The organism is Gilliamella sp. CG25 (genome assembly GCF_046635705.1).
GTDB lineage: Bacteria > Pseudomonadota > Gammaproteobacteria > Enterobacterales > Orbaceae > Gilliamella > Gilliamella apicola_I.
In genome coordinates, this window is the sequence record NZ_JBIDFJ010000002.1 from 121,415 (window position 1) to 142,167 (window position 20,753).

Annotated in this window: 20 protein-coding genes, 1 tRNA gene and 1 other annotated feature; of the genes, 8 read left to right on the forward strand and 13 right to left on the reverse strand. The window is 36.8% G+C overall.

Features of this window, described 5'->3' with window-relative positions:
* Nucleotides 1-6 precede the first annotated feature (6 nt).
* Together topA and cysB are read left to right on the forward strand one after the other, a co-directional pair.
* Nucleotides 7-2,607: a type I DNA topoisomerase gene (gene topA / locus ACGH6P_RS02040; protein WP_411596598.1), complete on the forward strand. Its 2,601-nt coding sequence runs from the start codon at nt 7-9 to the stop codon at nt 2,605-2,607.
* Between the two features lie 168 nt (nt 2,608-2,775).
* Nucleotides 2,776-3,747: an HTH-type transcriptional regulator CysB gene (cysB, locus tag ACGH6P_RS02045; protein WP_411596599.1), complete on the forward strand. Its 972-nt coding sequence runs from the start codon at nt 2,776-2,778 to the stop codon at nt 3,745-3,747.
* 82 nt (nt 3,748-3,829) lie between these two features.
* Here cysB and hisIE read toward each other — a convergent pair whose 3' ends face one another.
* From hisIE to hisG, 8 genes are read right to left on the reverse strand one after another with little or no spacing between them, the layout of a single operon-like run.
* Nucleotides 3,830-4,456 (reverse strand): bifunctional phosphoribosyl-AMP cyclohydrolase/phosphoribosyl-ATP diphosphatase HisIE, encoded by a 627-nt coding sequence (hisIE, locus tag ACGH6P_RS02050; RefSeq protein WP_267350795.1) that lies wholly within the window; start codon nt 4,454-4,456, stop codon nt 3,830-3,832.
* Nucleotides 4,450-5,226, reverse strand: a complete 777-nt coding sequence (gene hisF / locus ACGH6P_RS02055) for an imidazole glycerol phosphate synthase subunit HisF (RefSeq protein WP_411589751.1) — start codon at nt 5,224-5,226, stop codon at nt 4,450-4,452. The genes hisIE and hisF overlap by 7 nt, the downstream gene beginning before the upstream one ends.
* A complete protein-coding gene (gene hisA, locus ACGH6P_RS02060) occupies nt 5,208-5,960 on the reverse strand; it encodes a 1-(5-phosphoribosyl)-5-[(5-phosphoribosylamino)methylideneamino]imidazole-4-carboxamide isomerase (protein ID WP_411596600.1) in 753 nt (250 codons plus the stop codon). Before hisA ends, hisF begins: the two co-directional genes overlap by 19 nt.
* A 2-nt stretch (nt 5,961-5,962) precedes the next feature.
* On the reverse strand, nt 5,963-6,550 hold the full coding sequence (gene hisH, locus ACGH6P_RS02065; protein ID WP_411596601.1) for an imidazole glycerol phosphate synthase subunit HisH: 588 nt from the start codon (nt 6,548-6,550) through the stop codon (nt 5,963-5,965).
* Nucleotides 6,550-7,617: a bifunctional histidinol-phosphatase/imidazoleglycerol-phosphate dehydratase HisB gene (gene hisB / locus ACGH6P_RS02070; protein ID WP_411596602.1), complete on the reverse strand. Its 1,068-nt coding sequence runs from the start codon at nt 7,615-7,617 to the stop codon at nt 6,550-6,552. The genes hisH and hisB overlap by 1 nt, the downstream gene beginning before the upstream one ends.
* An 8-nt stretch (nt 7,618-7,625) precedes the next feature.
* Complete coding sequence (hisC, locus tag ACGH6P_RS02075) at nt 7,626-8,684, reverse strand: histidinol-phosphate transaminase (RefSeq protein ID WP_411596603.1); 1,059 nt, start codon at nt 8,682-8,684, stop codon at nt 7,626-7,628.
* Between the two features lie 9 nt (nt 8,685-8,693).
* Nucleotides 8,694-9,995, reverse strand: a complete 1,302-nt coding sequence (gene hisD, locus ACGH6P_RS02080) for a histidinol dehydrogenase (protein ID WP_411596604.1) — start codon at nt 9,993-9,995, stop codon at nt 8,694-8,696.
* Between the two features lie 3 nt (nt 9,996-9,998).
* Nucleotides 9,999-10,898: an ATP phosphoribosyltransferase gene (gene hisG, locus ACGH6P_RS02085; RefSeq protein ID WP_220215105.1), complete on the reverse strand. Its 900-nt coding sequence runs from the start codon at nt 10,896-10,898 to the stop codon at nt 9,999-10,001.
* A 38-nt stretch (nt 10,899-10,936) separates the two neighbouring features.
* Nucleotides 10,937-11,062: a sequence feature (His leader region), on the reverse strand.
* A 241-nt stretch (nt 11,063-11,303) separates the two neighbouring features.
* Here hisG and ACGH6P_RS02090 point away from each other — a divergent pair.
* Entirely contained in the window at nt 11,304-11,594 is a 291-nt protein-coding gene (locus ACGH6P_RS02090) for an isochorismatase family protein (RefSeq protein WP_411596605.1), read from the forward strand.
* Between the two features lie 189 nt (nt 11,595-11,783).
* On the opposite strand, the gene ACGH6P_RS02095 is transcribed toward ACGH6P_RS02090, so the two are convergent.
* Nucleotides 11,784-12,194 carry a DoxX family protein gene (locus ACGH6P_RS02095; protein ID WP_220215103.1) on the reverse strand — a complete coding sequence of 137 codons (411 nt, stop codon included), beginning with the start codon at nt 12,192-12,194 and terminating at the stop codon, nt 11,784-11,786.
* Nucleotides 12,195-12,854: 660 nt separating this feature from the next.
* Here ACGH6P_RS02095 and ACGH6P_RS02100 point away from each other — a divergent pair.
* A complete protein-coding gene (locus ACGH6P_RS02100) occupies nt 12,855-13,502 on the forward strand; it encodes a DUF421 domain-containing protein (RefSeq protein ID WP_220215102.1) in 648 nt (215 codons plus the stop codon).
* 76 nt (nt 13,503-13,578) lie between these two features.
* Here ACGH6P_RS02100 and ispE read toward each other — a convergent pair whose 3' ends face one another.
* A complete protein-coding gene (gene ispE, locus ACGH6P_RS02105; protein WP_411596606.1) occupies nt 13,579-14,412 on the reverse strand; it encodes a 4-(cytidine 5'-diphospho)-2-C-methyl-D-erythritol kinase in 834 nt (277 codons plus the stop codon).
* Between the two features lie 12 nt (nt 14,413-14,424).
* Nucleotides 14,425-15,042: a lipoprotein insertase outer membrane protein LolB gene (gene lolB / locus ACGH6P_RS02110; protein WP_267380317.1), complete on the reverse strand. Its 618-nt coding sequence runs from the start codon at nt 15,040-15,042 to the stop codon at nt 14,425-14,427.
* A gap of 169 nt (nt 15,043-15,211) precedes the next feature.
* Here lolB and hemA point away from each other — a divergent pair, with 169 nt between their 5' ends.
* The 4 genes from hemA to ACGH6P_RS02130 all read left to right on the forward strand — a co-directional run bounded on the left by hemA (nt 15,212) and on the right by ACGH6P_RS02130 (nt 17,323).
* Nucleotides 15,212-16,483, forward strand: coding sequence for a glutamyl-tRNA reductase (hemA, locus tag ACGH6P_RS02115; protein WP_411589762.1), 1,272 nt, complete (start codon nt 15,212-15,214; stop codon nt 16,481-16,483).
* 37 nt (nt 16,484-16,520) lie between these two features.
* Complete coding sequence (locus tag ACGH6P_RS02120) at nt 16,521-16,778, forward strand: DUF1289 domain-containing protein (protein WP_411596607.1); 258 nt, start codon at nt 16,521-16,523, stop codon at nt 16,776-16,778.
* A 116-nt stretch (nt 16,779-16,894) separates the two neighbouring features.
* Nucleotides 16,895-17,137: a zinc ribbon domain-containing protein gene (locus ACGH6P_RS02125; protein WP_411596608.1), complete on the forward strand. Its 243-nt coding sequence runs from the start codon at nt 16,895-16,897 to the stop codon at nt 17,135-17,137.
* Nucleotides 17,138-17,236: 99 nt separating this feature from the next.
* A tRNA-Leu gene (locus tag ACGH6P_RS02130) sits at nt 17,237-17,323 on the forward strand.
* A 473-nt stretch (nt 17,324-17,796) separates the two neighbouring features.
* On the opposite strand, the gene dsdA is transcribed toward ACGH6P_RS02130, so the two are convergent.
* Both dsdA and dsdX read right to left on the reverse strand, forming a co-directional pair.
* Nucleotides 17,797-19,128, reverse strand: coding sequence for a D-serine ammonia-lyase (gene dsdA / locus ACGH6P_RS02135; RefSeq protein ID WP_267350847.1), 1,332 nt, complete (start codon nt 19,126-19,128; stop codon nt 17,797-17,799).
* Nucleotides 19,129-19,150: 22 nt separating this feature from the next.
* Nucleotides 19,151-20,488 (reverse strand): D-serine transporter DsdX, encoded by a 1,338-nt coding sequence (gene dsdX, locus ACGH6P_RS02140; RefSeq protein WP_267359678.1) that lies wholly within the window; start codon nt 20,486-20,488, stop codon nt 19,151-19,153.
* Nucleotides 20,489-20,753 lie beyond the last annotated feature (265 nt).

The following is a 20,753-nucleotide window of genomic DNA, read 5'->3' on the forward strand; positions in this document are numbered from 1 at the left end:
TTAATTATGGGAAAATCCCTTGTTATTGTGGAATCACCAGCTAAAGCAAAAACAATTAATAAATATCTTGGCAAAGAGTATGTTGTAAAATCAAGTGTGGGGCATATTCGAGATTTACCCGTTAGTGGTAGTAGCCAACGCGCTGAGAAAACGACTAAAGATAAAGCCGAGAAGAAAGTAAAACGCTCAGAAAAAGAAGCGTTAGTCAGTCGCATGAGCGTAAATCCTTATGATGGTTGGAAAGCACATTATGAGATTCTACCCGGTAAGGAACGCGTTGTATCAGAACTTAAAAAATTGGCTAAAGATGCCGATATGATTTACCTCGCAACCGACTTGGATAGAGAAGGGGAAGCTATCGCCTGGCATTTAAAAGATGTGATTGGTGGCGATGATAATAAGTACCGTCGTGTAGTATTTAACGAAATTACGAAAACAGCCATTAAAAATGCATTTAATAAACCATCTATGTTAGATATGGATCGGGTAAATGCTCAGCAGGCTCGTCGCTTTATGGATCGGGTTGTGGGCTTTATGCTTTCGCCATTACTTTGGAAAAAAGTGGCTCGAGGTTTATCTGCGGGGCGTGTCCAATCGGTTGCTGTTAGACTTGTCGTTGAACGTGAGCGTGAAATTCATGCCTTTATTCCCGAAGAGTATTGGGATCTGTATGCTGATTTAATGACGCAGAATAAAGCGCAATTAACGTTACAAGTGACACATTATAAAAATGAAGCATTTGAGCCAAAAGATAAAGTAGCGATCGATATTGCATTGGCTGAACTTAATAAAAGCCAGTACCATGTTACCAATATTGAAGAAAAACCAACCAAAAGCAATCCGACAGCACCTTTTATTACTTCCACTTTGCAACAAGCAGCAAGTACCCGTTTAGGGTTTGGTGTTAAAAAGACGATGATGTTAGCTCAGCGTCTTTATGAAGCAGGTTACATCACCTATATGCGTACGGATTCAACCAATTTAAGTCAAGATGCATTGACTATGGTGCGTGATTATATTGGTCAGAATTTTGGGGATAAATACCTGCCAAAATCTGCCAATGTTTACAGCAGTAAAAAGAATTCGCAAGAAGCACATGAAGCCATTCGTCCATCTGATGTAACAATACTGGCTGATAAGCTTAGCGATGTTGACGCTGATGCGTGCAAACTCTATCAGCTTATTTGGCGACAGTTTGTTGCTTGTCAAATGACCGCTGCCGAATACAATTCCACCACAATCACCGTAAAAGCGGGAGATTTTATTTTAAAAGCGAAGGGACGTACATTACGCTTTGATGGTTGGACAAAAGTGCAACCTCAATTATCAAAAAATAGTGACGATAAAATTTTACCGGCGGTTAATGTTAATGACAAATTGGATTTAATTAGCTTAAATCCGAATCAACACTTTACTAAACCACCTGCACGTTATAATGAAGCGTCATTAGTAAAAGAGCTTGAAAAGCGTGAAATTGGACGACCATCAACTTATGCAACGATCATTTCAACTATTCAAGATCGGGGCTATGTACGTTTAGATAATCGTCGTTTTTATGCTGAAAAGATTGGTGAAATTGTTACAGATCGCTTAAATGAGAATTTTAATGATCTTATGAGCTATGATTTCACGGCACGCATGGAAGATGCACTGGATGAAATTGCCAATAAAAAACAAGAATGGCGAGAAGTACTCGATCAGTTTTTTAGTGATTTTAGTAAACATCTGGAAATTGCTGAACAAACGCCAGACAAAGGGGGAATGCAATTAAATCCTTTAGTCTTAACGCCAGAAATAACCTGTCCAAATTGTGGACGTGAAATGGGCATTAAAACGGCTGGAACGGGTGTGTTTCTTGCTTGTTCCGGTTATGCATTACCGCCTAAAGAGCGTTGTAAGCAAACAATTAACTTAATCCCTGAACATGAAACCCTAAATATTTTAGAAGAGTCAGAAACAGCCGAAACTGATGCGTTAAGAGCCCGTAAGCGTTGTCCTAAATGTCACACGGCAATGGATAGTTATCTGCTTGATAATGAGCGAAAACTGCATATTTGTGGTAATAATCCAATTTGTGATGGATCGCTTGTTGAAAAAGGTAACTTCAAAGTCAAAAGCTATGAAGGCCCTATTATTGAATGTGAAAAATGTGGATCTGAAATGCATCTCAAATCAGGACGTTTTGGTCTATACATGGGATGTACCAATCCAGATTGTAAAAATACGCGTAAGATATTAAAAAATGGTGATGTTGCACCGCCAAAAGAAGATCCGGTCGATTTGCCTGAGCTTAAATGTACTAAGTCAGATGCACACTTTGTACTACGTGATGGCGCATCGGGAATCTTCCTGGCTGCACACAATTTTCCAAAATCAAGGGAAACACGTGCACCATTAATTGAAGAGTTACAGCGTTTTAAAGATCGTTTACCCGAAAAATTTATGTATTTAACTGAAGCACCAAGTAAAGATCCTGATGGTAACCCATCTATTGTGCGTTTTAGTCGTAAAAGCAAACAGCAATATGTCACATCAGAAGTAAATGGCAAATCAACTGGTTGGGTAATGCAATACGTCGACGGCAAATGGATCAATAGTAAAAAATAGGTAAGAACGCCTGAATGATTGTTAATATCATTCAGGTTAAGTATACGTTTTAGTATAAAGTCGTGGGTTCGTTTGTGCTAAAGTGTGAAAGGAATTACCTTATAATTTCCCTCTTTTTAATACGTATTAATCAAGAGGGAAGTGTATAGAGTTAAAGGAGCCTTTGTCATGAAATTGCAACAATTACGTTATATTGTCGAAGTGGTGAACAACGATCTTAATGTTTCGCTAACGTCCGAAAAACTTTATACATCGCAGCCTGGTATAAGCAAACAGATTAAATTATTAGAGGATGAATTAGGCGTCCAAATTTTTACCCGTGTAGGAAAACATCTTTCAGAAGTGACACCGGTAGGCGAAAAAATCATTGCATTAGCTAAAGAAATCCTCAATAAATCGAAAGATATCAAAATCATTGCTAAAGAGTTCAGTCAGCCAAATCAAGGTTCTTTAACCATCACAACAACCTATACGCAAGCCCGTTATACCTTGCCAGTTGTCATCCAAAAGTTTATGCAACAGTATCCTCATATTATTTTGCACATGGAGCAAGGATCATCTCAACAATGTCTATTGCAAGCGCAAACCGGTCAAGCTGATTTTGCGATAATTACCGATCTTTCGCAGTTAAGTGATGATATGATCGCTTTACCTTGCTACCATTGGAATCAAGCTGTGATTGTCATGAAGGAGCATCCTTTGGCTAAAAGTAATATGATTTCAATTGAAGAGTTATCAAAATATCCTTTAGTCAGCTATGATTTTTCTAATGATGGATCAGATTTAAATCAGGCGTTTATTAATGCTAAACAATTACCCAATATTGTATTTAGCACAACTGATGCGGATTTAATTAAAACTTATGTTAAATTGGGTGTTGGGGTCGGCATTGTGGCGAAAATGGCAGTCAATGAAAATATCGATAGCGATTTTGTTGTACTTAATGCAGGCCATATATTTCCTTATAGTACAACTTATATTGCCTTTGCTCGGTCACTCTTTTTACGTAGCTATATGTACGATTTCATCAGTCAATTTTCACCCCATTTAAATAGACAAACGGTTGATAGACTGATTCTTTGTGATAACAATGTTGAAGTACAAGCTATGTTTAATGGTGTGAAATTGCCAATTTGTTAGGTCATTGATGACTGACATTCGGTAAATTATTCCGAATAAATATTGAGTAAAGTGCGAGGTTTTCGCACTTTATTGTATCGTTTTATTTGTGTCTAGCTTTTAGTATACCGATAACATCTTGAAGGGACAGATTTTGATCTTGTAATAAAACTAACAAATGATAGATCAGATCCGCTGACTCATTTTTAAGTTCTTCTCGGTCATGTACGGTGGCAGCCAGTGCGGTTTCAACGCCTTCTTCGCCCACCTTTTGTGCTATACGTTTGGTGCCATCATGATAAAGTTTTGCGGTATACGATGACTGAGGATCGGCATTTTTACGTGCAGCAAGCAATTGCTCTAATTGATATAAAAACCCCCATTCCGTTTTAGCCTTAGCAAAGCAACTGTTGCTACCGGTATGACACGTAGCGCCAATTGGATCAACTAAAATCAGTAGGGTATCGTTATCACAATCGGTTGAAATGCTTTTTACATTTAAAAAATGTCCTGAGGTTTCGCCTTTCGTCCATAGTCGATTTTTAGTTCGTGAATAGAAAGTTACTTTACCAGTAGTTTGGGTTTGTTTAAGGGCTTCTGGCGTCATGTAGCCAAGCATTAACACATCACCTGAAACATAGTGTTGAATAATAACAGGCATTAAGTTATTCACTTTTTGCCAATCAAGCTGACTCGCGTCTAATTGGTTGTCTGAATTGGAAACTAACATAATCGAATCTCTACTCCGTGGTTAGCTAAATACTGTTTAAGTTCTGCAATATTAATAATTTGTTTATGAAATACTGACGCTGCCAAAGCACCATCCACACCAGCATCTTGAAAAGCATCTAAAAAGTGCGCCATTGTGCCTGCACCACCTGAAGCAATTAATGGAACATGACAAATTTTGCGTATCGCTTTGAGTTGTTTAAGATCATACCCATGACGAACGCCATCTTGATTCATCATATTGAGTACGATTTCACCGGCGCCTCGTTTCTGCACTTCCTTAACCCAATCTAGGGTATTCCATTTGGTTGCAACGGTACGTTTTTCATCGCCCGTAAATTGATAGACATGGTAGTTGTCAGTTTCTTGGTCGTACCAAGTATCAATCCCAACTACAATACACTGCACACCATAACAATTGGCTAACTCTGTAATTAAATCGGGGTTAGCTAAAGCAGGGGAGTTAATCGATATTTTATCCGCACCAAAGGTTAATATTTGCCCAGCATCTTCGACGGTTTTAATACCGCCAGCCACACAAAAAGGAATATCAATCACTTCTGCAACTTTGGCAACCCAACTTTTATCGACCACACGCCCGTCAGAAGATGCTGTTATGTCATAAAAAACCAATTCGTCAGCACCTTCTTCAGCATATCTTTTGGCTAGAGGTACAATATCGCCGATGATCTCATGATTGCGAAACTGTACCCCTTTGACCACTTGACCGTCACGAACATCTAAACAAGGGATTATCCTTTTTGCCAGCATGAAATTGCCTCCTGAACTGTAAATTTACCTTCAAGCAATGCTCGACCGACAATCACACCGGCAACACCACTTTCTTGTAGTGCTTGTACGTCTGTTAATTGTCCGATTCCCCCCGATGCTTGAAACGCGATTTGTGGAAATTGTTGACTTATTTCTTGATAAAGTTTGACATTGGAACCACTAAGTGTCCCATCTTTAGATATATCGGTACAAAGCACATGTTTCAAACCATAAGGTAGATAACCGTCAATCACCTGCTCAAGTGTTTGATTCGAATTCTCTTGCCAACCATGAATAGCGACATATTTGTTACCTTGCTCATCAATTCGTACATCGAGCGCTAACACTAATGCATCTGAACCATAAGTGTTAAACCATTGCTTAACGAGTTGAGGTTGTTTAATGGCTGTTGAACCGATGACTACTCGAGTGGCGCCGGCGGCAAGTAGGGCTTTAATATCGTCTTCTGTACGAATACCTCCACCAACTTGAACGGGAACTTGTACACCAGCAATTAAGGTTTTAATCAAGGAGATTTGGCGAGCATTGGGATCTTTTGCGCCGGTTAAATCAACAAGATGTAATAGTTTGGCTCCTTGGTTTTGATAATCTTGTAATCTCAGTAGTGGGTTATTGCCATAATCACGTTTGAGATCATAATCACCTTGATGTAATCGAACAACAGTGCCATCAATTAAATCCAGTGCAGGTATGATAGTAGGATAGGCACTCATGACTACATCTCCAGAAAGTTTTTGAGCAATTTTGCACCGGCTAAGCCAGAACGCTCGGGATGAAATTGAACACCGTAAAAGTTGTCTTTTTGCACGGCAGCGGTAAAGTTTTCGCCGTAATTGGTTTCTGCAATAGTTGCTGAGCATAATGGCATCGCGTATCCATGAACAAAGTAAAAATAAGCACCATCTGGAATATCTCGAAATAGATGATGTCCGGCTTTCGGGTAGACTTTATTCCACCCCATATGAGGCAGTGGTAGTCCAAAATCGGGAATTTTAATGACTTTTTCGTTTATTATTCCTAATGTATCAACATGACCTTCATTACTATATTGAGCCAATAATTGCATGCCTAAACAAATGCCTAAAACAGGTTGGGTACACACTTTAATAAGCTCGACTAAGTTGCGTTCTTTCAATTTCTGCATTGCAGCAGAAGCTGAACCAACACCCGGTAACAAAAGCTTATCAGAGTTAAGCACGACATCAGGTTCCAGACTGATAATAGGTTGGTATCCCAATCTTTCAATCGCATATTTAACCGAAGAAAGATTAGCACAACCCGTATCTAAAATCACAATGTTCATTACAACACTCCTTTTGAACTGGGTAATCTGTCACTTTCGATTTTGATCGCTTGTTTTAACGTTCGGGCAAAAACTTTAAATAGACTTTCTACTTTATGATGATCGTTATCGCCTTCGGTTTCGATATGTAGGGTAATACCCATGGCATAACTTATGGAGTAAAAAAAGTGTTCAACCATTTGCGTACTCATATCGCCCACCTTTTGATGAGAAAATTGCGCATTGAATTTCAAATAAGGACGACCAGATATATCCATTGAACATTTCGCTAAACATTCATCCATAGGAATTACCGCCGCATAGCGAGCAATACCTCGTTTATCGCCAAGGGCAATTTTCAACGCTTCGCCTAAAGCAAGCCCTGTGTCTTCAATAGTATGATGATCATCGACATGCAAATCACCTTTAACTTGGATATTAAGCTTAATTCCTCCATGGGTCGCAATTTGGTCAAGCATATGATCAAAAAAACCAATGCCAGTATTGATTTGGCTTCCACCTTGTCGGTCTAACCAAACTTCAACCAGTATGTTGGTTTCTTTGGTGTGTCGTGCAACTTTGGCATAACGATCGGCTGTTGTTAATCGTTGCGCAATCTCGTTCCAATTTAATTGTGTCGGGTGATAATGCAGTCCATTAATTCCCATATTTTCAGCGAGTTGTATATCTGTGACCCTGTCACCTATAACATAACTATTGGTTTTGTCTAATTTACCGCTAGACAAATAAGGTAGCACTAATTGAATTTTGGGTTTTCGACATTGGCAATTATCTTCAGGAAAATGCGGACAGATAAGTACTTCTTCAAAGTTCACGCCTTGTGATTGAAAGATTTGCATCATTAGATTATGTGGACCATCAAAATCAGCTTGTGGGTAACGACTGGTTCCTAGTCCATCTTGATTGGTCACCATGACCAATTTAAAGCCTGCGGCTTGTAGTTTGAGTAACGCCGGTATGACATTAGGCTCAAAAGCAAGCTTTTCAAAACGATCAACTTGGAAATCAATAGGCGGTTCAGTAATTAAGGTACCATCCCGATCGATAAATAAATATTTTTGTAACATGATGACTCCTATTCTATCGTTTTAAGTGCTGTTATAACCGCATCACATTCAATTTGAGTACCAATGGAAATGCGTATAATGTTTTTTTGACCCATTGATTTACTTTGATCTCGTAAAATAATTCCTTGATTCCAAAGGTTATTAAAGACATCTTTATCATCTTGAAATTTAACACACAAATAGTTAGACCAGCTTGGGTAAACTTTTTCAACCAGGGATAATTGGGAGAGTTGATCGGCAAATTTCTTTTTTTGATTGTTAAGGTATTGAACATTTAACTTCATCGTATTGATACCGTCTTTACTCAGTGCTTGTGCTGCAATATCTGCTACAGGTGTGGCTAATGGATAAGGGGCAATGACTTTTTGAAGAGTATCAATGACGGGTTTGTTCGCAATCGTAAATCCACAGCGTAACCCTGCTAATGCAAATGCTTTAGATAAAGTCCGTAAAATCACTAAGTGTGGATAATTAGTTAGCCAACTGACTACCGATGATTGTGGTGAAAATTCAATATATGCTTCATCAATAACAACTAAAGCACGGTCTTGGGCCATATTAAGCAGGGATTTAATATCTTCAGCGTTGATTAAATTACCAGTTGGATTATTCGGTGAACAGACATATATTAACTTAACATTCTCAAGATTTTGTTCAATACCGTTAAGATCGAGTTGCCAATCTTTTGTTGTAGGAACGATCTTAGTTTTTATACCCAATGTTTCAGCACTAACTTGGTACATACCATATGTCGGCGGACAATATAAAATACTATCTTGTTCAGGCTCGCAAAATGCTCGCATCAAAAGTTCAATCGCTTCATCTGCTCCTCGACTGACAAGTAATTGATCGGGTTGTACACCGGCATATTGTGCATAGCCCCTAATCACTTGCTGTGGTTGCGGTTCCGGATAACGATTTAATGTTTGCTGTGTTAACTCAAAATGTGGCGCAACAGGGTATTCATTTGCATTAAGCCAAACATCACCTTGACCGCCAATACGTCTAGCGGATTGGTAGGGAGTTAATTTTTGTACGTTTTTTCTCACTAATTGATTAATATCCATTTGCTATACCTACCTTTGATTCGTTTGATTTAATACAGCTAAACGCAATGTAACCGCTTGTTTGTGTGCTGTGAGTTGTTCTGCTTGCGCCATTAGTTCTACTGCGTTACCAATGGCTTTTAACCCATCAGGTGTTAACTTTTGAACTGTCATCCGTTTTTGAAAGTCAGCTAATCCTAAACTGGAGTAGGTAGCAGTGTAACCATAAGTCGGTAATACATGGTTAGTACCCGACGCATAATCGCCAGCTGATTCAGGCGACCAATCACCAAGAAAAATAGAGCCAGCACTGGTTATCTGCTCGACAAGTTCATCGGCATTTTGGGTTTGAATGATTAAATGTTCTGGCCCATAACGGTTACTGATTGCAACGCATTGTTCTAAATCTTGAGTGACAATAAGTCGACTTTCTTGTAACGCTTTCTCGGCAATAGCTTGCCGTGATAATTGTGCAAGCTGCTTATCAACTTCTAATGATACTGCTTGAGCCATTTTTTCATCGGGAGTAAGGAGTACAACTTGTGAATCGGGGCCGTGTTCAGCTTGTGATAACAAATCAGCAGCAATAAATGCAGGATTAGCTGAACTATCTGCAATAACGAGCACTTCGGATGGCCCCGCAGGCATATCAATTGCAGCACCATCAAGGCGTTGGCTTACCTGACGTTTTGCTTCTGTTACATAAGCATTACCGGGGCCAAAAATTTTGTCTACTTTAGGTACAGACTCTGTACCAAATGCCATGGCAGCAATAGCTTGGGCACCACCTAGTTGATAAATTTCGGTAACGCCACACAGCTCAGCGGCATATAAGATCTCATCCGCTATTGGTGGGGGGGAACAAAGTATCACTTTGCGACAACCTGCAATATTAGCAGGTATGGCAAGCATCAATACGGTAGATAACAACGGCGCAGATCCCCCTGGAATATAGAGCCCAACTGAATTGATTGGTCGGGTTACAAGTTGACATGTAATGCCGGGCATTGTTTCAACAGTTACTGTCTGTTTAACCTGCGCTTGATGAAATTTTTTAATATTGTTAACGGCTAATTGCATAGCTTGTTTTAAATCAGGATTAACCCGATCGATTGCCATTTTAATTTCACTGTTGCTTAATTTAATCTGATTAATTTGAACTTTATCAAACTTGTTACTTAAGGCTTTTAACGCTTCGTCACCATATTGCTTAACTTGATCTAAAATATCTGCAACAGATTGACTAATTGAGTCTGATGCAGTCATAGCTGGACGCGTCAATAAAGCGGTTTGTTCTTGTTCTGAACATTGTTGCCAATAAGAGAGTTTCATACTTTACTCCATCATCTTTTCAATTGGTAATACAAGAATTGAGCTTGCACCTAATGCTTTTAGTTTTTCCATGGTTTCCCAAAATAGCGATTCACTACTAACCATATGTAACGCGACTCGATTTTGTTCGCCAGTAAGCGGTAATATTGTTGGATTTTCAGCACCCGGTAACAAGGCAACCACTTGATCTAATACCTGAGTTGGGGCATGTAACATAATATATTTGGATTCGCGAGCTTGTATTACCCCTTGAATACGTGTCATGACTTTATCAATCAGCGCTTGCTTAATTGGTGGCATTTCGCCTTGTCGTTGAATTAAACATGCTTTGGATTGATAGATAATTTCGATTTCTTGTAAACCATTTGCCTCAAGGGTGGCTCCACTTGAAACTAAATCACAAATAACATCAGCTAATCCTGCTCGAGGGGCAACTTCCACCGAACCGTTTAACAAACAAGTTTTAAATGTCACATTGTATTCAGCAAGGTAACGACGAAGTAGGTGAGGATATGTGGTGGCAATACGCAGATTATTTAAACATTCAGGGCCGGTATAATCGAAATCGCGAGGGGCAGCAATGGATAACCGACAACCGCCAAAATCTAAACGACGTAATTTTTTGTACTGAGGATTTTGCCCTTCCGCTTGTCTATCAAGTACTTCTTCTTCTAAAACATTTTCACCCACGATACCAATATCGACCACACCGTCGATAACCAGACCGGGAATATCGTCGTCACGAACACGTAAAATATCGATTGGCATATTTTCAGCAAATGCGATTAAGCGTTGTTCTTGAAGATTAATTTTAATGCCACACTGTGCCAGCAATTTTTTTGATTCATCACTTAAACGACCAGATTTTTGCATCGCAATGCGTAAACGCGAATTATCCAACATATTATTCTCCAACTTATCCAAAAAATTTATAAACCACAAACAAAAAACCCTCGGAAGTTTGATCTTCCGAGGGTTTTCTATTTGCTTTCGCGATATCACCGGAAGACCAAATGTCTTCCAGCACCAATCGCCCGAAGACTATTCAGGAATGATGGTGATGATGATGTTTAGTAATAAAAGCGCAAAAACAATTCATAAAATAAAAACCATTAAGTTGATTTATTAATCTAATTTCTGAACAAAATATAACATAAAAAGTCTGCTCGCAACTGTTTTTTTGTTTTTTTATTAAATTTTTGTAAATTTAAATTCTGTTTCAACAACGTATAAATTGTTTCTATCACAAAGCGATATCATCTTAATTTTTCGAAATTTATAGAGTATATTTTTCAGCGTGATTATGGGGTGATAATTTTTTCAACTACTGATTTACACCAAAAATTACAACAACACTCAGTCAAACAACTGGTCATTTGTGGCATGATGAGCCATATGTATGTGGATTCAACTACCCGATGTGCCAATGAACTTGGTTATCAACCGATATTAATTCATGATGCATGTACAACCCGTGATCTTGAATTTAATGATGAAATCATCCCCGCTAAAAAAGTCCATTATAGCTTTATGTCAGCATTGGCAGGATTTGCAAAAGTTATCAATTGTCATGAGTTCATACAAAAGAAGATAGATTAAATTTTAAAAAAGACTGAATGATTTGATTGAATGTCAAAGGCGCTGGAAAGACTCTCTATTATTTAATACTGCCAACAAAATAAACGAAATAAGTTTATTTTATTGAGTATATTTCAGGAAGATATCGTTTATGTTTATGATATCTTCCTAATCAATTATTGCATCAATAAAAACGATTTATTTAAACTACTATTCAATAAGTTCAGAATATTTTTGACCTAAAACGCTATAACGACCATTGCCTAATAGTGCAAGACTGAAAGCGGTAATGACCATAAAAGCAGGGTATTCCCAACCACCACCGGTATTGCTGAATGTCCATCCATTATTAAAATGGATAACGGTGATAATGAGTAATTCAATAATGGCTAAAATAGCAATGACACGAGTTAATATACCAACTAACAGTAATGCACCACCACCAATTTCAAAGACAATGGCGATATAACCAACAAAATCGGGGAATCCAAGCGATTCAAAATATTGTGCTGTACCAGATGGTGTAAAGACGAGTAACTTAGTGAAACCATGAACCAAAAACATCACACCTAAAGCAATACGTAAAAATAGAGCAGCCAGATCAGTTTGATTTTGTCTCATTTTTATTTTTCCTATATTAAGTTAGAAAATAACTTCAATTGATAATCGTAAAAAATTATAAACAATGCTATTACTTGGTTAAAAATAGGATAATACAACATAGATTGTCTCATAAACGGTAATAGTTAGTAAAGTTATACCTGTTCGATTTATAAAACATTATCTGAATGAAAAGATGAATTTGCTTTTTTCTGGCAAGCTTTACATAGACCAAATCGTTTTTATTAAATCATCAATCAAATAGGTAAAAAATGTGATTATTTAAAATGTTAGTCAAAATAAGATTTTTTAAATCAATGCGTTAATATTATTGATTACTAAAGTTATATTCGTGATGGTGTATTTCATCCTTAATTGTTATAAAACAATGAGCGGAATATTGTCATCGATTTAAACCTATATGGTGAAAACTTTATTCCCTGCGTTGCGTTATCATCGCAATAATACATTAAACTGTTAAATTGATAATGTAATGGTAAAAAGCGCAGTTTTATCTGAAAAGTTTGTGATACAATGCCTTAACTATACTTTATGATTCATTTCTAACGTTAAATTATTAATACTCTCTTTTCTAACTTTAAATATTTAATACGATTCCAGCCCTTTTAAAGATTACTATTTTATGCATATCGTTCAATAAATTATTGGAGTAATACTAAAATGAATTACTATGATTTTTTAGTCATTGCCTTAAAATTATTGGTTGTCTTTATTTGCATTATTTTGTTTTTAAAAATTACCGGAAAAACATCGTTGTCTCAAATGTCGAGTATCGATTTTATTGGTAACATGATTTTGGGTGGTATTGCAGGCGGTATTATTTATAACCCTAAATTAACCGTTTATGATTTTTTAATTGTATTACTCATGTGGACGGCAATAATGTACACCTCGAATTATCTGAAAAAAAATAGCCAAAATGCCAAAGCCTTTATTGTTGGTAATCCGATCGTATTAATGGATAAAGGCAAAATAAAGTTGGATGCTTTCACATCAGTAAATCTGGATATATCAAGCTTTGCCGTACTATTGCGGATGAAAAATGTCTTTAATATCAATTCTGTTGAAAAAGCGATTTTGGAGCCTAATGGACAATTAACGGTCGTTAAAAAAGGGGATAAAGATATTTCTGCTATCGTCTTAGAAAATGAAAAACCAAGAAATGATGTTTTAGAGGATTTGGGTAAAAGTGAGGCATGGTTAAAATCGAGATTATCTCGGCAGGGGTATAAAACTTATCAAGGTTTGTACTGTGTTGAATATTATAATCGACGCTTATATGTGATTCCTAGTGATTCTGTGGATTAAATGATTCAGATCAATAATATTACGTCACCCTTAACCATTTCGTTAAGGGTTAATAACCGTGAATCAAAATCTTGATTTAATTGCTATAAAGCGGAGAATTGTTTAACGATTTAGTCACAAAACTTTTTACATCAAAGTCTATCAACGTATCTTGTAGCTTTTCGGCTTCTGCCTTTGATTGACATTGCGTAAAAACACAAGCGCCCGTACCAGTTAATCGTGTTGGAGCAAATTGCGAAAGATGAGTAATGATTGCGTTTACTTTTGGATAACGCTTGCGCACCACCACTTCACAATCGTTACTAAATTGATCTAAGGATAGCAATTCATTAACACTTCGAACAGGTGTATCTCGCTTAAGATCAGGATCGTTAAACACCTTGACTGTTGAGATTGCAATATTAGGGTAGGTGACCAAATACCAATATTCCGGAAATTCAACCGATTGCAACTGATCGCCAATTCCTTGTGCTAATGCTGTGTGACCATAGATAAAAATTGGTACATCGGCACCGATATTACGACCAATCTCGATCAATGTTTGGCGTGATAAATTAAGATTCCATAATTGATTAAGTGCAACTAACGTCGTTGCGGCATTCGATGATGCGCCACCCAGCCCACCACCCATAGGAATGATTTTATCAATCGCAATATCAATCCCTAACTCATGTCGACCAGTATAAGATTTTAGTCGTTGGGCAGCGAGAGTAATTAAATTTTTATCTGAAGGGATATCACTAAATTGAGTGACTAAATTAATCTTATCATCTTCACGAAGATTGAAAGATAATCTGTCACTCATATCGATAAATTGAAATAGTGTTTGTAAATTATGATAATTATCAGGACGACGCCCAGTAATATATAAAAATAAATTTAATTTAGCGGGTGAAAGCCATTGATACATGAAAAATCCTTATTACCGTAAAATCCAATTATCAATTTTTAAACGTACTCGTTCATTATCATGATTAAGTTCGATCATTGCGGGTAAATCTACCGATTTATTATTAAAAGTTTTCGTCATGTAATTCGATATTTTTAATAGCCACTTTTTGTCTTGTTGCAAAAATTCGGTTGATGCTAAACGACCCGAATTATCGATTTTATCGTTGATACTGTCGTTAGAAAATCCCTTAAGCCAATTATGTAATGAATTTAAAGGCACATCGATCCTGGCGATTTTATTCATCAAACTTTCAACATTATAATCAGTATAATGCTTGCCATTTTTGTCGATCACTTCAGCATAATTTGGTTCTGCAATTAGTGTTAAAATGTTGGTTCCAACAGGTGTAGTAAGTTTGATTTCATAACGATCTATCGATTTTTGAACAATAAAAAAACGTCCATAACTTCGAGAGTTTTCACTAAAATGAGCAATACTTCCATTAACTTGAAATGCATTTATTTGCTTAAGATCTTGTTGGTGAAGTTGCCATTGTTCTTCAATGGTTGCTGTGTCTTTATGTTTGGTAACTTGACAGGCTGTAAGTAACAAAGGCAGTAAGATCAAAGCGTATTTAAATTTAAACATAATTGCCTCTTCAATGTTAATCAATAATAGGTAAAACATTATAACTGATTATTAAAAGAATAAAAAAGGTAATGAGAAATTAACGTTTTCAAATTTTCATGTATAATAACCTGTTATAAAGGTGCTATAAATCGTCATATCTTACAAACAATTATATAAGAAAATTGCAATGTCAATCACTATATTAGGTGTCAATCATAAAACGGCACCCGTGTCGCTGAGAGAAAAACTTGCTTTTCCCAATGAAATTATTGATAAAGCATTATACAGCTTATATCAACACCCTTTAGTTGAAGGATGTGTGATCTTATCAACCTGTAATCGCACAGAAATATATCTTAGCTTTGAGCACCAAATTGACTATTTAAGCTTAAAACAATCTGTAGAAAGCTGGCTAGGGCAGTTTCATCATATTGACATTCAACATTATCACGACATGCTTTATTGGAAACAAGGACAGCAGGCAGTTGAACACTTAATGTCTGTTGCATGTGGTATTGATTCAATGGTGCTTGGAGAACCCCAAATATTAGGTCAAGTTAAACAAGCTTATTGTTATGCCCAGCAAAATAATAGCTTGTCACTCAAATTAGAGAAGCTATTTCAAACGGTATTTCGTGTAGCGAAAATAGTACGAACAGAAACGAAAATAGGCTCAAACACGGCTTCCGTTGCTTATGCCGCTTGTCTTATAGCCCGAAATCTATTTAAAACAACGCAAAATTTAAATGTGATGTTAGTTGGGGCGGGTGATACAATTGAACTTATTGCTCGTTATTTAAAACCTCATCGATTCAATCATGTCATTGTAGCTAATCGAACTCGAGAAAAAGCCCTTAAACTAACCGCACTTATCGATGCCGAAATTATCTCTTTACCTGATATTGCAAATCGTCTTAAAGATGTAGATATTGTCATAAGTTCAACAGCGAGTCCGCTACCTATTATTGGTAAAGGAATGGTAGAGCGAAGTTTATTGGCAAGAAATAACCGTCAAATGCTGTTTATTGATTTAGCGGTTCCTCGAGATGTAGAAGAAGAGATCAGTAAACTTGACCATGTACATCTTTATTCGGTCGATGATTTGCAAAAAACAGTTGAGAACAATCTACAACAACGAATGGTAGCAGCTCAAGAAGCACAACACATTATTCGAGAGCAAGCCGAACATTTTTTAGATTGGTTAAAAACGCGTTCTGTGATTGATTATGTAAAACAGTATCGTCAAAATGCTGAAAGTATACAACGTGAACAAGAAGAAAAAGCTTTAAATGCATTTCGGCAAGGTGAGAATATTGAAGATGTGCTTGCTGAATTTTCACGTCGGCTAACCAACAAACTGATTCATGCACCAACCCAAACATTACTCAATGCATCAACACATGATTGTGATGACTGCTTTAAAATTCTGTGCAAAGGATTTGGTTTAAAAGGGCATTAACTAACATATATTATTTGTTTACAGGAAATATAACGTATTGGATCAGATTGAATTTTTTGATATACCCAGTCCATGTAAGCGTGTTTGCGAAACCGATAAACAAGGGTATTGTATAGGCTGTTATCGGTCAAGAGAAGAACGTTTCAGCTGGTTAAGCTATACTGATAAACAAAAAAAGGAAGTATTACGTTTGTGTCTACAACGTGCTTATAAGCGTCGTTATTTAGCCATGCTTCAGCAAAAATCTCCGTCTAAACAACGCTCATCACAAGTTGAGCTTGATTTAATAGAATAATTTTATGCGCTTTATCATACAATATCTTGTAATCTTGACTTAGTCAGAGTAGGATTTTTAGGCATTAGGTTAGGTAAGATTTAATCACAATAGTTAATTTAATCGAGATTTTAAAAATGAAAATGTGTATTGCATGTGGCATGCCAATGACTTCAATTGCTGATTATCCTTTGCATGATCTATCTAAAAATTATTGTAAATATTGTGCCAATCAGAATGGTACCATGAAAACCTTTGACCAAAAATGGCATGAAGTAACTTTACGGTATGCCAATAACCATAATATTGACTATTCGATAGCAAAACAAACTGCTTATACTATTTTGAAAAAATTGCCGGCGTGGAAGCGTCGTTGGTAGTTGATTTTTTAGGCATTCAAAGCACATTATCATAATATCAGTTGCAGTTATTGCAAAGCTTAGTATAATTGCCAACGTTTACTTATTTACACTTCTAATGCCAGTGTGGCGAAATTGGTAGACGCAGCGGATTCAAAATCCGCCGCCCTTAAAAGCGTGTCGGTTCGAGTCCGACCACTGGCACCAATTCAATCTATAAACTTGTTCTTGCTACAACAGTTTTGACGATAACAGTTCCTGCGATAAATATTTGTAGCTAACTTTGATAGCGCTTAAAAAAATAGGCAAATATTCAAAAATAATTCATTTAATGTGAAAGCAATACGTTCCTAAAAAGTTAATCATACTTTTTAAATATCGTCGACTTATCCTTATATTCTCTTCTTATATCTTTATTCGCTCACATGATAAGGAATATCTAAGTGATTTAGATTTTATTTTATCATGCCGATCTATCACCAAATCCAGAATATCGTGCCACAATGTCAACTTATATGCGTCTATTAAACGCTGTTATCTGTTATCATCGCTTAGATTAAGTCGCTAGGCTCTCGTTTTATTTTACTGTGAATAAAATAATGTTGATGTGTTAAAGAATAATAAGCATGCGTTTCATGACAGATAAATATCATCATTTGATATTTATCTGCCATGGTTAGTTAGTTGGCGCCGGCATTAAGATATTTTTGCATCTCCTCTGCTGGTACCATTCCGCCACCTGTTGCCCAAACCAGATGAGTAGCATGTTGTAGTTGTTGCGGTGTTAATTGCAGACGTTGCTGATACTGTAAATCGTGATTTACTATGATAGCGCCTTTCATACCAGCAAGAGCCGAAGGTTCTAATTGAATATTTTCAGTTTGATTGAGTAAAGATAATAAATCATACATTTCTTGATCTGACAACGTGTAATAACCGTCCAATAAACGTTCCATTGCACGACCGACAAAGCCTGATGCGCGTCCTACCGCCAGACCATCTGCCGCGGTAAGATTATCAATGCCGATATCTTGCACTGAAATCTTATCGTGTAAGCCAGTATAAACACCTAAAAACATGCAAGGCGAGTGGGTGGGTTCAGCAAAGATACAATGGACATGATCACCAAACGCCATTTTTAAACCAAAAGCTACACCGCCAGGTCCGCCGCCTACACCACAAGGTAAATAAACAAATAAGGGATTTTCACGGTTAACGACAATGCCCATTTGGTCAAATTGTTGTTTTAGACGTTCGCCAGCAACGGAATAACCCAAAAAAAGGGTTTTAGAATTTTCATCATCGATAAAAAAACAGCTAGGATCCGACTCAGCGGCTTTGCGACCTTGCTCGACAGCGACGCTGTAGTCATCTTCATATTCGATCACATTTACACCATGAGAACGTAACTTCTGTTTTTTCCATTCTCTTGCATCAGCTGACATATGAACACTAACATTAAAGCCCAATTTGGCGCTCATGATACCAATCGATAAGCCAAGATTACCCGTTGATCCTACCGCAATACTATATTGGTTGAAAAACTGTTTAAATTCATCAGAAAACAGTTTGCTGTAGTTATCTTCATAAGATAATAAACCTTGCTCAATGGCTAATTTTTCTGCATGCGTTAAAACCTCGTAAATACCTCCGCGTGCTTTTATTGAGCCGGAAATAGGTAAGTGGCTATCTTTTTTCAACAGTAACTTACCAGCAATATTTTGATTGTAACGTGCTTCTAAGGCTGTTTTCATATGATCTATTTCAACTACATCAGATTCAATAATGCCTTTTGTTGCTAAAGTTTCTGGAAAAGCAATGGCTAAATAAGGGGCAAATCGTTTTAAGCGATTGCTTGCCTCGGCAATATCTTGTTGATCAAGTCCCACATAATTTAATCCTATTTCTAATGTTGTAATATTAGGATTAAACCAGTAACAGGGTTCAAGTTTAATCAGTTTATCAACTAAAGGATTATCTTTGATAAGACATTCAATTTCGATTTGATTCATTTTGACTCCTTATGTTGAATGATTAAATCATACCTGATAATAAAAATGTGCAAAGTAACGCAACGACGGAAGCGATAAAAGTAGCACTGGTATAATATTTGAAGATTTCGGTCATTGTTGCGCCACAATATTGTTTAACCAGCCAAAATAATGAATCGGTCACAATTGTACAACCAATTGCACCTGAGCCAATTGCTAATGTGATAATTTCGGGACTGACATTAGGATACATGCTAAGCATAGGTGATACGATCGCTGTGGCTCCCATCATAGCAACCGTTGCAGAACCGACCGCAGCATGCAAAATAATGGCGACGAGCCAAGCTAATAAGATCGGATGCATATCTAATTGCGATAATATATTGGCTAAACTATCACTTAATCCACTGGTTTTTAAAATACTGTTAAATGCGCCTCCAGCTCCGATGATTAGCAGAATATTAGCAATAGATGAAAAGCAATTTTCGGTATGATTTAATAATTTACTCATCCCTATATTGCGTCTAAGACCTAATACATAATAAGCGACAAATGCACCAATAAACATTGCAGTAATAGGGTTTCCAATAAATTCCAGCGCTGCATACAAGGACGTAGTCTTATCAATATTTAACTCTGCTGTGGTTTTGATCAGCATTAATATTATGGGTAATAATACTGTAAACAACGTGGCAGCTAAGGAAGGTAATTCGTCTTCGGTACGCACTTTTAAATCAGAAAACTCTTCAGGGACTTTTTTAAATGGCATCTTATTTTTAATGATTCGTAAAAAAATAGGCCCCCCTACTAATGAGGCTATAAGTCCAATCAATAAGCCATATAAAATCACACTACCAATATCTGCCCCTAAAGCATTAGTAACATATAATGCGGCGGGATGAGGAGGAACAATACAATGCACGGCCATTAAAGCGGTACATAATGGAATAGCTAACATTAATAGCGAAGTCTGCGTTTTTTTGGCTATTGAAAAAGCTAAAGGAATAAGAAGCACTACGCCTACTTCAACAAATAGGGTGATACCACAAATTAAACCCACTAATACCATGATGACTTCGGGAGATAACCAACGACATTTTTGCAAAGTTATCCCAATGCGTTCTGCTGCACCAGATACTTCCATCATTTTGCCTAGAATCGTACCTAAACCAATTACGGCAGCCAAAAAACCAAGTGTTCCACCGATACCATCTTCAATTGCACTTATCATTGTTAATGGTTTCATGCCCATTAATATGCCCACATAAAAACTCGATAATAGCAGGGCTAAAAAAGGATGAAGCTTCAATTTTACAATACTGATAACTATTAACAAAATACTACTAATCAACACACCTAAAACCCATATTTGTGAATCCATCAAGAGCTCCTGTTCAATTAAAAAGTAGGGGGGATATTAGATTTTATGCACTCACGGCTGACAAATGATAAATAATCATGTTTGCATGAGTTGAATTCAGTTGAAAAAGTAGTCTGTATAGTGAAATTAATGATTAACTAATTAAATTTAATTGATTAAATTTAATTAAGCAAATGACATAAAAAAGTAAAGAAAGTGCATAAAATGTGCAATAATGATCATTACATTACTAAAAAATGAGTTGTTTTTGATTGTATATTGATCA

What these genes read in the sequence shown, in the direction of transcription:
- hisB (WP_411596602.1), bottom strand. Translation starts at nt 7,617, where the DNA reads ATGTTACAAAAATATTTATTTATCGATCGGGATGGTACCTTAATTACT.
- topA (WP_411596598.1), top strand. Translation starts at nt 7, where the DNA reads ATGGGAAAATCCCTTGTTATTGTGGAATCACCAGCTAAAGCAAAAACA.
- hisC (WP_411596603.1), bottom strand. Translation starts at nt 8,684, where the DNA reads ATGGATATTAATCAATTAGTGAGAAAAAACGTACAAAAATTAACTCCC.
- hisG (WP_220215105.1), bottom strand. Translation starts at nt 10,898, where the DNA reads ATGTTGGATAATTCGCGTTTACGCATTGCGATGCAAAAATCTGGTCGT.
- hisA (WP_411596600.1), bottom strand. Translation starts at nt 5,960, where the DNA reads ATGAGTGCCTATCCTACTATCATACCTGCACTGGATTTAATTGATGGC.
- hisH (WP_411596601.1), bottom strand. Translation starts at nt 6,550, where the DNA reads ATGAACATTGTGATTTTAGATACGGGTTGTGCTAATCTTTCTTCGGTT.
- hisIE (WP_267350795.1), bottom strand. Translation starts at nt 4,456, where the DNA reads ATGTTAGTTTCCAATTCAGACAACCAATTAGACGCGAGTCAGCTTGAT.
- hisF (WP_411589751.1), bottom strand. Translation starts at nt 5,226, where the DNA reads ATGCTGGCAAAAAGGATAATCCCTTGTTTAGATGTTCGTGACGGTCAA.
- lolB (WP_267380317.1), bottom strand. Translation starts at nt 15,042, where the DNA reads ATGTTTAAATTTAAATACGCTTTGATCTTACTGCCTTTGTTACTTACA.
- ispE (WP_411596606.1), bottom strand. Translation starts at nt 14,412, where the DNA reads ATGTATCAATGGCTTTCACCCGCTAAATTAAATTTATTTTTATATATT.
- dsdA (WP_267350847.1), bottom strand. Translation starts at nt 19,128, where the DNA reads ATGAATCAAATCGAAATTGAATGTCTTATCAAAGATAATCCTTTAGTT.
- ACGH6P_RS02095 (WP_220215103.1), bottom strand. Translation starts at nt 12,194, where the DNA reads ATGAGACAAAATCAAACTGATCTGGCTGCTCTATTTTTACGTATTGCT.
- dsdX (WP_267359678.1), bottom strand. Translation starts at nt 20,488, where the DNA reads ATGGATTCACAAATATGGGTTTTAGGTGTGTTGATTAGTAGTATTTTG.
- hemA (WP_411589762.1), top strand. Translation starts at nt 15,212, where the DNA reads ATGTCAATCACTATATTAGGTGTCAATCATAAAACGGCACCCGTGTCG.
- hisD (WP_411596604.1), bottom strand. Translation starts at nt 9,995, where the DNA reads ATGAAACTCTCTTATTGGCAACAATGTTCAGAACAAGAACAAACCGCT.
- cysB (WP_411596599.1), top strand. Translation starts at nt 2,776, where the DNA reads ATGAAATTGCAACAATTACGTTATATTGTCGAAGTGGTGAACAACGAT.
- ACGH6P_RS02100 (WP_220215102.1), top strand. Translation starts at nt 12,855, where the DNA reads ATGAATTACTATGATTTTTTAGTCATTGCCTTAAAATTATTGGTTGTC.
- ACGH6P_RS02125 (WP_411596608.1), top strand. Translation starts at nt 16,895, where the DNA reads ATGAAAATGTGTATTGCATGTGGCATGCCAATGACTTCAATTGCTGAT.